Raw genomic sequence first — 11,850 nt, forward strand, 5'->3', positions numbered from 1 at the left:
ATTAAAGTAATGAAATAAAAGCAAAATAATCCTGAAATTAAAATTCGATCTGATTTGGGCAATATTTTCCTAGTAGGAATAATTTACCGACTTAGCAAATTTGTTCACCCAATAAATTGACCGGTAAACATGACCTGACTACCACCAAGAAAGATGTATTCGATACAACCTTAGATTTTCTTTTCGCACAAACATCAAGTTGCATGATTTATGCTGCAGGGTAGATTCACTGCTGATCAACGCTTACATCGAATTCGGGTAGCGAGAAAATTTACAACCTCATGCTTGCGCAAAACTTGCCGATTGGATTTTCGACCCTGTCAGCGGTGGGCAACAGGGCCGCTATTCAACAAACCAGCGGCGCGGCGCTGGCCCTCACTATCAGCTCTACATCAACCATCACCGGTTCCATCGCGACGTCTGCCTTGGTGTGCGCAACGTCAATACAATCCAGCAGGAGGGAAACTGCCCTGGCACCAAGCGCGCGCCGGTCCTGCCGTATGGTTGTAAGTGCCGGGACATAAAACTCCGACAGCTCGATATCATCGAACCCGACGACGGAAATATCTTCCGGAACGCGGACACCGTTTGCGGTCAGGGTCGAAATCAGCCCGAAGGCAACCTGGTCCGACGCACAGAAAACCGCTGTTGGCCGATCGTTCATCTCCAGGATCCTCTCACCGGCCATCCGGCCGGATTCCAGGGAAAAGTCGCCCCGGATGATCCATTCCTCACGGGCAGGCAGCTCCAGCCTTGCACGTTCGGCCAGCATGCCTTCGCGCCGGGCATGCGTCAGAACATTTTCCTGCGGACCTGTGATATGGGCAATCTTGCGATGGCCAAGGTCATACAGGTGCCGGACGGCCAGTTGCGCCCCGCGAACGTTGTCACTGCGCACGGAAGGCAACGCGACGTCGTGCGCCCATTCACACGCAAAGACGATCTTGCCGGAGACGCCGTTGTCTTCGAACAGCTGCAATTCCTGGTGGGAGATTGCTCCGTCCAGACAGATCATGCCGTCGATCTGGGCGTCCAGAAAGTAGTCGACCACGTGTTTACCACTCGTGGCATGGTCCTTGGTATCGGCGATCAGGACGGAATAGTCACGGTTGCCGAAGGAGGCACTTATCCCGGCCAGGATCTGGGAAAAGAACGGATTGCCGAGGTTTGGCACCAGAACCAGGATGGCTCCGGCCTGCTGGGTGCGCAGGTTACGCGCAGCACGGTTGACCCGGTAACCGGTAGAGCGGATCGCCGCGAAGACAATGTCGCGGGTTGCCTCTGTCAAAAGTTCAGGATTGCTCAGCGCCCGGCTGACTGTTGCGGTCGATACGCCCGCCTCTTTGGCAACATCTTGAATTCGTGCTATTTTCTGGGCCAAGGCCTTCTCCGGTATTTCTCTTTTTTGAGCCTGGGCGCCTGCCGCCACGACGGCCGGTTCGTCCTCGGAACTGTCTGATCCGACATTCCGGGTTGACACAAGACCGTTTCCCGAGAATGATGAATGTAATCGATTACATATAGCATACAATAAAATGTAATCGATTACAAAATGCGGTGGAGGCCGCATGGTGAGGACAATCGGACAATTCACGTTCGATGGGAGGAAATGATGAAAGCACTACGTGCAGTTTTTGCAGCAACGACCGCCCTTTGTGCAGCAACGGCCGCGAATGCGACCGACCTGGAAGTTACCCACTGGTGGACTTCAGGCGGCGAAGCGGCTGCGGTTGCCGAATTCGCAAAGGCATTTGACGCGACCGGCAACAAGTGGGTTGACGGTGCGATTGCCGGTTCCGGCGGCACAGCCCGCCCGATCATGATCAGCCGTATCACCGGCGGCGATCCGATGGGCGCAACACAGTTCAACCATGGCCGCCAGGCAGAGGAACTGGTGGAAGCCGGACTGATGCGCGACCTCACGGACATTGCAGAGGAAGGTAACTGGAAAGAAGTCATCCATCCCTCCAGTCTGCTCGACAGCTGCACGCTGGATGGCCGCATCTATTGCGTTCCGGTCAACATTCATTCGCAGCAGTGGCTCTGGCTGAACAACAAGGTGTTCGAGGACAACGGCCTGGCGGTTCCGACCAACTGGGACGAATACGCTGCCGCAGCACCCAAGCTTCAGGAGGCGGGCATCGTGCCGCTGGCCATGGGGCAGCAGCCCTGGCAGACGACACTGGCGTTCCAGGTGCTTCTCACCGCGCTCGCCGGACCTGAAGCCTATACGAAGATCTTCGGCGAGAAGGATGCAGAGCTTGCCGGCAGCGAGGAAATGGCAAAGGTCTTCCAGGCCGCCGCGACTGCTCGCGACATGTCCAAGGACTCCAACGTCCAGGGCTGGAACGATGCCACCACCATGGTCATCACCGGCAAGGCCGCAGGCCAGATCATGGGTGACTGGGCGCAGGGTGAGTTCCAGGTCGCCAACCAGGTTGCCGGCGAGGACTACACCTGCCTGCCCGGCCTTGGCGTCAACGAGGTCATCATGACCGGCGGCGACGCGTTCTACTTCCCGAAAGTGGACGACCCGGCCATCACCGAAGCCCAGGGCGAACTGGCAAAGGTCATGCTTTCCCCGGAAGCCCAGGTTGCCTTCAACCTGAAGAAAGGCTCGCTGCCAGTGCGTGGCGACGTCGATCTGGCGGCTGCAAACGACTGCATGAAGAAGGGCCTCGACATCCTGGCCAAAGGCAATGTCATCCAGTCTCCGGACCAGTTGATGTCTGCCGACAGCCTGACCCAGGTGAACGACCTCTTCGTCGAGTTCTTCAACAACCCGTCCATGACCGCTGAAGACGCACAGTCGATGTTCGCGTCGATCGTCGGCAACGCCGACTAACAGCGGAAAAAGGCCCGCCGCCCGCGCCGCACGGTCCCAACTTTACCGGGACAGCGGCCAGGCGGCGTCCTCCAGCCCTGCGCGCGCCGGCGCGCAGGGAACGCCCGACATCACCCTGGACGTCTCGACAAGGAAGTTTTCGGCATGGCCGCAGCTACGCGCCCCGCGAGGTGGCATCGGAACATCAGCGCCAAGGTGGCCGCGGTTCCGATGATCATCACCGCCGTGGTGGTCTTCATCGGCGGAACCGCCTGGACGGTTCTTTATTCCTTCACCAACTCCAAGCTCCTGCCGCGTGAGAAATTCGTCGGCCTTGCCCAGTACGACCGGCTGTGGAGCAGCAGCAAGTGGCTGATCTCCATCGAGAACCTGGCCATCTACGGAGCTTTCTCGCTGATTTTCTCGCTGCTGATCGGCTTCATGCTGGCGGCCCTGCTCGACCAGAAGATCCGGTTCGAGGACACGTTCAGAACAATCCTGCTCTATCCCTTCGCGCTCAGCTTCATCGTCACGGGTCTTGCCTGGCAGTGGATTCTCAATCCCGACTTCGGCATCCAGCACGTGGTGCGCAGCCTCGGCTGGGAGAGTTTCAATTTCGACCCGCTCTACAATCCCGAGATCGTCATCTATGGCATCCTCATAGCCGGCCTTTGGCAGGGAACCGGGCTGATCATGTGCCTGATGCTGGCTGGTCTTCGGGGGATCGACGAGGACATCTGGAAGGCCGCCAAGATCGACGGCATCCCGATGTGGAAGACCTATCTGTTCATCGTCATTCCGATGATGCGCGGCATCTTCATCACCGCAATCGTGCTGATCGCCTCCGGCATCATCAAGGTCTACGACCTGGTCGTTGCCCAGACCGGTGGTGGGCCCGGCATCTCTTCCGAAGTTCCGGCGAAATACGTCTATGACGCCATGTTCCTGTCGCAGAACCTCGGCCAGGGCTTTGCCGCCTCCACCATGATGCTGCTGACGGTCGTCATCATCGTCGTTCCCTGGGCCTATCTCGAATTCGGAGGCAAGCGCAAATGACCAAGACGCCCCACCTCCTCAATGGCTCGATGAAATACGATGCCGGCCCGGCCGAAGCCGGCCCCGACCGGGCACTCCGCCACGGCGACGGCACGCCATCCGGCAGCCGGATGGTCGAAGGCCCCGCTGGCCGCAAGCCGCGCAAGGCGCTGTCCCGCAGGAACATCCTGATTTACGGCACGCTGATCGTCGTCTGCCTCTATTACCTGCTGCCGCTCTACGTGATGATCGTCACCTCGCTGAAAGGCATGCCGGAGATCCGGCTTGGCAACATCTTCTCACCGCCGGTGGAGATCACCTTCCAGCCCTGGGTGAAGGCCTGGGCGGAAGCCTGCACCGGCCTCAACTGCGACGGCCTGTCACGCGGCTTCTTCAATTCGGTCAAGATCCTGATCCCGTCCGTAATCCTGTCGATCGCGATTGCCTCGGTAAACGGATATGCGCTTGCCAACTGGCGCTTCAAGGGCTCGGAAACCTTCTTCACGATCCTGATCGTCGGGGCCTTCATTCCCTACCAGGTGATGATCTATCCGATCGTGATAATGCTGCGGGAAATCGGCCTTTACGGCAGCCTGACCGGGCTGGTGATCGTGCACACAATCTTCGGCATGCCGATCCTGACGCTGCTGTTCCGCAACTATTTCGCCTCCGTGCCGCAGGAGCTGTTCAAGGCGGCGCGCGTGGACGGGGCCGGGTTCTGGGCGATCTACTTCCAGATCATGGTGCCGATGAGCCTGCCGATCTTCGTTGTCGCCATGATCCTGCAGGTGACCGGCATCTGGAACGACTTCCTGTTCGGCGTGATCTACACCAAGCCGGACCTTTATCCGATGACGGTGCAGCTCAACAACATCGTCAATTCCACGCAAGGGGTGAAGGAATACAACGTCAACATGGCCGCGACCATTCTGACCGGCCTCGTTCCCCTCACCATCTACTTCATCTCCGGAAAACTCTTCGTGCGCGGCATCGCCGCCGGTGCGGTGAAAGGCTAACGAGACGACCCATGGAACCAAGTATCTCCATCAATAACCTTTCCCTGAGTTTCGGAAGCCTGGATGTTCTGAAGGATCTCAACCTCGATGTCGGCCAGGGTGAATTTCTCGTGCTGCTCGGCTCTTCGGGCTGCGGAAAATCAACCCTTTTGAACTGCATTGCCGGGCTGCTGGACGTGACCGGCGGGCAGATCTTCATCGGCGGGCGCAACGTGACCTGGGAGGAGCCTTCCCAGCGCGGGATCGGCATGGTGTTCCAGTCCTATGCGCTCTACCCGCAGATGACCGTTGCCGGGAATCTGAGCTTCGGCCTGAAGAACGCGGGCCTGCCCAAGGCGGAAATCCAGGAGCGGGTGAACCGGGCCGCAAAGGTCCTGCAGATCGAACCGCTGCTCAACCGCAAGCCGGCCGCCCTTTCCGGTGGCCAGCGTCAGCGTGCCGCCATCGGCCGGGCTCTAGTGCGCGATGCCGACGTTTTCCTGTTCGACGAACCGCTGTCGAACCTGGACGCCAAGCTGCGGGCGGACCTGCGGGTCGAGATCAAGCAGCTGCACCAGAAGCTGTCCAATACCATGATCTACGTCACCCACGACCAGATCGAGGCCATGACGCTGGCCGACCGGATTGCCATCATGCGTGGTGGCCAGATCCTGCAGCTAGCCTCGCCCAACGAGATCTACAACCGGCCGGCCAACAAGTATGTGGCCGAGTTCATCGGTTCGCCGACGATGAATTTCTTTGAAGGAGAGCTGGAAGAAGCCGGCGGAAACTACCGGTTCACATCAGGCGGAAAGACCTTCTCGCTTGACGGATACACCTTCCAGAACGGCCCACCTGCAGCAGGCGCTGCCTGGTTTGGCATCCGTCCGGAACACATGGTCAGCGGCGCGGAAGCAGACACCGCGCTCGTTCGGTTGGACGGGCAGGTGGAACTGGTGGAGCCGCTCGGTTCGGACACGCTTGTCCGCTTCACCTCCGGCGACCAGACGCTGTGGGTGCGCATGGACGGCCAGGCGAACATCCGGCACGGCGACGCAATCACGGTCGGGTTCGATCCCGCCCGCGCCAATCTTTTCGACAAAACCTCGGAATCCCGGCTCTAGGCCGGTCCTTAACCACTTCAGGACAATCAAGATGGATATTTCTTTCCAGCTCTATTCAGCCCGCGAATTCACCCCATGGGACGGCGTTCTCAAGCGGCTTGCGGACCTCGGCTATACCCAGGTCGAGGGGTTCGGCGGAAACTACGAGAACCCGGCGGCCTTTCGCGACATGCTCGATGCCCAGGGCCTCAAGATGCCGTCGGGCCATTTCTTTCCGATGGAGCAGTTCGAAGACGACCTCGCCAAGGTGATCAGTACTGCCCAGACCCTTGGCATGGAACGGATCTTCGTTCCCGCCGTGCCGCCCGAGCAACGCATTCCGGATGCGGCCATGTGGCAGTCCATCGCCGAGCGGCTGGAAGCCATCGGTCAAAAGATCCGCGATGCCGGCCTGCGGTTCGGTTGGCATAACCACGATTTCGAATTCAATGCCTGCGCCGATGGCCGCCTGCCGATGGACATCCTGATGGAGGCCGCCCCTTCCATCGAATGGGAAGCCGATATTGCCTGGATCGTGCGCGGCAATCAGGACCCGCTCGACTGGATCGAGAAATACGCCAGCCGCATCACCACGGCCCACGTGAAGGACATCGCGCCAGAGGGCGGATGTGCCGACGAGGACGGCTGGGCGGACGTCGGCCAGGGCACCATGGACTGGAAGGGCATCATGTCGGCGCTTCGCGGCGTCGGGGTCGATCTCTTCGTCATGGAACACGACAAGCCTTCCGACTTCGACCGTTTCGCCACCCGCTCCGTTGCGGCCTTCCGCACCTACTGAGGTAACCCCATGAGCAAGACACTTGGCATCGGCATCCTCGGATGCGGAAACATTTCGGCCGCCTACATGCGCCTCTCTCCGCTCTTCAAGGGCATCGAGGTGCGCGCCTGCGCAGACATCAATGAAGCTGCCGCAAAAGCACGTGCCGAGGAATTCGGCCTGAGAGCTGAAACCGTCGACGGCCTGCTGGGGGCAAGCGGTATCGACATCATCGTCAACCTGACGGTTCCGGCCGTTCACTACGAAGTCTCCAGACGCGTTCTGGAAGCCGGCAAGCATGTCTATTCGGAAAAACCGTTCGTGCTCAGCCTGGAAGAGGGCGAATCCCTTGCCGCGATTGCGAAGGAAAAAGGCCTCAGGGTCGGGTCGGCTCCCGACACCTTCCTGGGCGGAGCACACCAGCTTGCCCGGCACCTGATCGATAGTGACGCCATCGGCAAGGTGACGTCAGGCACCTGTTTCGTACAGAGCCCGGGCATGGAAATGTGGCACCCGAACCCGGACTTCTTCTTCCAGGCGGGTGGTGGCCCGATCCTCGATCTCGGGCCTTACTACGTTTCCAACCTGGTGCAGCTACTTGGACCGGTGAAGCGAGTCTGCGCAATGAGTTCCGCCGGATCTGAATATCGCACCATCACCTCCGAGCCGCGCAACGGCGAAAAGATCAAGGTGGAAACACCGACGACGATCCACGCGGTGATGCAGTTCCAGTCCGGAGCCCAGATCACCTATTGCGCCAGCTGGGACGTGTGGCAGCACAGCCATTCCAACATGGAGCTTTACGGCCGTTCCGGCACGCTGCATGTGCCGGATCCGAATTTCTTCGGTGGTGAAGTGCGCATGACGGACAAGGGCAGTTTTGTGACCCTGTCGGAAGCCTGGAACCATCCGTTCTCCAAATCAAACGACCGTGGCCACGCCAATTACCGCACGGCAGGCCTGGCCGATATGGCCCTCGCCATCCTGGAAAATCGACCGCACCGTTGCTCTTTGGAATTTGCTCTGCATGTTGTCGATGTGATGACGTCGATTCTCGCTTCTGGCGAGAGTGGGACTTTCATTGACATCAAAACCACCTGCGAGCGCCCGGAACCCCTGGACCCGCAGGCGGCAAAAGGCCTTTTAGTATAACGGGATAGCCTATGACCTGGACAGCAGCGGAAACGCGCTACGACACCATGGAATACCGCCGATGCGGGAAATCCGGCCTGAAACTGCCGGTGATCTCGCTCGGCCTTTGGCACAATTTCGGCGACGACACGCCGCTCGACAAGAAACGGGAGATTGCCCGGACCGCCTTCGATCTCGGCATCACCCATTTCGATCTTGCCAACAATTACGGCCCCAAGCCGGGTTCGGCGGAAACCGCCTTCGGTGAACTGCTGCGGACGGATTTTGCGCCTTACCGGGACGAGATGATCATTTCGTCCAAGGCCGGTTATGAGATGTGGCCCGGGCCTTATGGCGAGTGGGGCAGCCGCAAATACCTGATCGCATCCTGCGACCAGTCCTTGAAGCGGATGGGGCTCGACTATGTCGATATCTTCTATTCGCACCGCTTCGACCCGGACACACCGCTGGAAGAGACCATGATGGCCCTCGACCACATCGTGCGGTCCGGACGGGCGCTTTATGTCGGCATCTCGTCCTATAATTCCAAACGGACACGGGAAGCCGCCGCCATCCTGAAGGAGCTGGGCACACCGTGCCTGATCCATCAGCCGAGCTATTCCATGATCAACCGCTGGGTCGAGGAAGACGGCCTTCTGGACACGCTCGATGACCTTGGCATCGGTTCCATTGCCTTCTCGCCGCTGGCCCAGGGCATGCTGACCAGCAAATATCTGAAGGGCATTCCGGAAGACAGCCGGGCGAACCAGGGCAAATCGCTGAAGACCCAGTTCCTGAGCGAAGACAACCTCGCCACCATCCGGGCGCTCAACGACATTGCCGAAAAGCGCGGCCAGACGCTGGCGCAGATGGCCCTTGCCTGGGTGCTGCGCAAAGGCCGGGTCACAACGGCCCTGATCGGTGCGAGCCGGGGCAGCCAGGTAAAGGACTGCGTCGGAGCTGTCGCCAATCTCCAGTTTTCCGACGAGGAGCTGAAGCTGATCGAGGAAACCACCCGCGAGGCGGATATCAACCTGTGGGCGGCCTCGGCTGAACGGAAAGGACCCAGCCGGAAATGATCCGAAATCCCATCCTGCCGGGGTTCAACCCGGATCCCTCGATCTGCCGTGCGGGCGATGACTATTTCATCGCCACATCGACCTTCGAATGGTATCCGGGCGTCCAGATTCACCGGTCGAAAGACCTGGTCAACTGGGATCTGGCCTGCCGGCCCCTCAGCCGGGCAAGCCAGCTCGACATGCGCGGCAATCCGGACAGCGGAGGCATCTGGGCACCGTGTCTTTCCTACGCGGACGGACGGTTCTGGCTGGTCTATACGGACGTCAAACGGCTGGATGGGAATTTCAAGGACGCGCATAACTACATCGTCACGGCCCCTTCCATCGAGGGGCCGTGGAGTGACCCGATCTACGTCAGCTCACACGGGTTCGATCCGTCGCTGTATCACGACGACGACGGCCGCAAATGGTTCCTGGTCCTGCAATGGAACCACATTTCAAATTCCGTCGGCGGGCATCCGCGCCATCCGGCCTTCGACGGTATCCTCCTGCAGGAATGGTCGGAAACCGAAGGCCTGAAAGGCGAGATCCGCAAGATCTTTTCCGGAAGCCCGCACGGTCTGACGGAAGGTCCACATCTTCACAAGCGCGGCGGCTGGTACTACCTGACGGTCGCCGAAGGCGGCACCGGCTACGGGCACGCCGTTACCATGGCCCGGTCACGGTCCATCGACGGGCCGTACGAACTTCACCCGCAAACCCACCTCATCACCGCCAAAGACGATCCGGACGCGCCGCTGCAACGGGCAGGCCATGGCCAGATTGTCGAAACGCCGGATGGCGACGTCTACCACACCCATCTGTGTTCCCGGCCCCTGCCCGGACGGTTCTCGCCTCTGGGACGGGAGACCGCGATCCAGAAATGCGTCTGGCGGGAGGACGGCTGGCTTTACCTGGAAGACGGCGGCATGGTTCCGAAGGTTGAGGTGTCGGGTCTGACGGCGACAGAGCCTCGCCCCGCTCAACGCGTGGAGCGCGTTTTCACTGGGGAAATCCTGCCGCCGGAGTTCCAGTGGCTGCGCACGCCTTACCCGGAGCGGCTGTTCACCCTGACGGGAACGGCCCTGCGCCTCATCGGGCGTGAAAGCATCGGCAGCTGGTACGAGCAGTCGCTGGTTGCCCGGCGCCAGGAGCACCTCGGCTACCGGGTGGAAACCACGCTCACCGATTTCGCGCCAACGACCTACCAGCAGGCGGCCGGACTGACGACCTATTACAACCGTCACAAGTTCCATTTTCTGGCCGTAAGCTGGACGGAACAGCTCGGCCGCTGTCTGACGCTGCTTTCCTGCCCCGGCGACTGGCCGGATGGACGCATGTCGTTTCCGGCAGACCCGGTCGCGCTTGGCGGCGGACCGGTCGAGCTTGCCGTTGAGGTTGATGGTGCCCGCCAGCAATTCTTCTGGCGCCAGCAAGGCCGCGACTGGACGCCCTTCGGACCGGATCTTGATGCCAGCGTGATCTCGGATGAAGGCGGGCGCGGTGAGCACGGCTCCTTTACCGGCGCCTTTGTCGGTATGCTGGCCTTCGACATCACCGGGCAAGGCAAGACCGCCGATTTCAGCAGGTTTTCATACGCACCTGAAGGCACGTGAGCTCACACTCTAAGGAGATATTCATGGCTGGACTGATCAAGGGGCCCGCGATTTTCCTGGCCCAGTTTGCCGGAGACGACGCTCCGTTCAATTCACTTCCCGCAATCGCCAAATGGGCTGCGGATCTCGGCTACAAGGGCATTCAGATACCGACCTTCGACAGTCGCCTGTTCGACCTCGACAAGGCCGCCGAAAGCGAAACCTATTGCGACGAGGTCAAAGGCATCTGCGCGGACGCCGGCGTCGAGATTACCGAGCTTTCGACCCATCTGCAGGGACAGCTCGTGGCGGTTCACCCCGCCTATGACCTGGCCTTTGACGGCTTTGCACCATCCCAAGTGCACGGCAATCCGAAGGCCCGGCAGGCCTGGGCGGTCGACCAGATGAAAAAGGCGGCGGTTGCCAGCAAGCGGCTTGGTCTCACTGCTTCCGTCAGCTTCACCGGTTCGCTGGCGTTCCCCTATCTCTACCCCTGGCCGCAACGGCCTGCGGGGCTGATCGAGGAAGCCTTCAAGGAACTGGCGGCGCGCTGGAAACCGATCCTCGATGTCTATGACGAAAACGGTGTCAATGTCGGCTATGAAATCCATCCCGGCGAGGACGTCTTCGACGGCGCAACGTTCGAGATGTTCCTGGAGGCGCTCGGAGGTCACACGCGCTGCCAGATCAACTACGATCCGTCGCACTTCCTGCTGCAGCAGCTCGACTATCTGGCGTTCATCGACATCTATCACGAGCGCATCTGCGCCTATCACGTGAAGGATGCCGAGTTCAATCCGGACGGCCGCCAGGGCGTCTATTCCGGCTATCAGGGCTGGGTCAACCGCGCGGGCCGGTTCCGGTCCCTGGGTGATGGCCAGGTGGATTTTTCCGGCATCTTCTCCAAGCTCGCCCAACATGGCTATGACAGCTGGGCCGTCCTGGAATGGGAATGCTGCCTGAAGTCTCCAGAACAAGGCGCTGCGGAAGGGGCACCCTTCATCGAGCACCACATCATCGAAGTCACCGACAAGGCCTTCGACGACTTCGCCGGCGGCGAGACCGACCAGCAGCAGATCCGGAAGATGCTGGGCCTGAGTTAGGGGCGGACCAACCGCGCATCCTCATTCCGGCAAGGTAACCGGTCCTGGCTGGCTCAGCTTTGCCGGTATTTCGGTTGTCAGCCCGGAGGACCGAAGGAAGACCGGAGGCGTACTCGTTGCCAGAGATTCGGTTTGGTGCTGAGGCGTCTGCGAAACCCCCACGGCGTTAACAAGCGGCGCTGAGAGTGGACCCCGGATCTGCGCTGCGCTTGTCCGGGGTGACAATCT

Annotated in this window: 10 protein-coding genes; 9 read left to right on the forward strand and 1 reads right to left on the reverse strand. The window is 60.2% G+C overall.

Annotated elements, in window-relative coordinates; genetic code table 11:
* Positions 1 to 346 precede the first annotated feature (346 nt).
* Positions 347 to 1,381, reverse strand: coding sequence for a LacI family DNA-binding transcriptional regulator (locus ACP90_RS27015; RefSeq protein ID WP_062492048.1), 1,035 nt, complete (start codon positions 1,379 to 1,381; stop codon positions 347 to 349).
* A gap of 228 nt (positions 1,382 to 1,609) precedes the next feature.
* On the opposite strand from ACP90_RS27015, the gene ACP90_RS27020 reads away from it, so the two are divergent.
* The 9 genes from ACP90_RS27020 to ACP90_RS27060 all read left to right on the forward strand — a co-directional run bounded on the left by ACP90_RS27020 (position 1,610) and on the right by ACP90_RS27060 (position 11,622).
* Positions 1,610 to 2,845, forward strand: a complete 1,236-nt coding sequence (locus ACP90_RS27020) for an ABC transporter substrate-binding protein (protein WP_022999280.1) — start codon at positions 1,610 to 1,612, stop codon at positions 2,843 to 2,845.
* A gap of 144 nt (positions 2,846 to 2,989) precedes the next feature.
* Complete coding sequence (locus ACP90_RS27025; RefSeq protein WP_055656892.1) at positions 2,990 to 3,880, forward strand: sugar ABC transporter permease; 891 nt, start codon at positions 2,990 to 2,992, stop codon at positions 3,878 to 3,880.
* Between the two features lie 110 nt (positions 3,881 to 3,990).
* Positions 3,991 to 4,875 (forward strand): carbohydrate ABC transporter permease, encoded by an 885-nt coding sequence (locus tag ACP90_RS27030; protein WP_031268755.1) that lies wholly within the window; start codon positions 3,991 to 3,993, stop codon positions 4,873 to 4,875.
* An 11-nt stretch (positions 4,876 to 4,886) separates the two neighbouring features.
* Complete coding sequence (locus tag ACP90_RS27035) at positions 4,887 to 5,978, forward strand: ABC transporter ATP-binding protein (RefSeq protein ID WP_062491135.1); 1,092 nt, start codon at positions 4,887 to 4,889, stop codon at positions 5,976 to 5,978.
* Positions 5,979 to 6,009: 31 nt separating this feature from the next.
* Positions 6,010 to 6,756: a sugar phosphate isomerase/epimerase gene (locus ACP90_RS27040; RefSeq protein WP_062491138.1), complete on the forward strand. Its 747-nt coding sequence runs from the start codon at positions 6,010 to 6,012 to the stop codon at positions 6,754 to 6,756.
* 9 nt (positions 6,757 to 6,765) lie between these two features.
* On the forward strand, positions 6,766 to 7,887 hold the full coding sequence (locus ACP90_RS27045) for a Gfo/Idh/MocA family oxidoreductase (RefSeq protein ID WP_062491140.1): 1,122 nt from the start codon (positions 6,766 to 6,768) through the stop codon (positions 7,885 to 7,887).
* Positions 7,888 to 7,898: 11 nt separating this feature from the next.
* A complete protein-coding gene (gene mgrA, locus ACP90_RS27050; RefSeq protein WP_022999286.1) occupies positions 7,899 to 8,945 on the forward strand; it encodes an L-glyceraldehyde 3-phosphate reductase in 1,047 nt (348 codons plus the stop codon).
* Positions 8,942 to 10,540 carry a glycoside hydrolase family 43 protein gene (locus tag ACP90_RS27055; protein WP_062491142.1) on the forward strand — a complete coding sequence of 533 codons (1,599 nt, stop codon included), beginning with the start codon at positions 8,942 to 8,944 and terminating at the stop codon, positions 10,538 to 10,540. Before mgrA ends, ACP90_RS27055 begins: the two co-directional genes overlap by 4 nt.
* Before the next feature lie 23 nt (positions 10,541 to 10,563).
* Positions 10,564 to 11,622: a sugar phosphate isomerase/epimerase gene (locus ACP90_RS27060; protein ID WP_062491144.1), complete on the forward strand. Its 1,059-nt coding sequence runs from the start codon at positions 10,564 to 10,566 to the stop codon at positions 11,620 to 11,622.
* Positions 11,623 to 11,850 lie beyond the last annotated feature (228 nt).

Source organism: Labrenzia sp. CP4, from assembly GCF_001579905.1.
Lineage (GTDB): Bacteria > Pseudomonadota > Alphaproteobacteria > Rhizobiales > Stappiaceae > Roseibium > Roseibium algicola.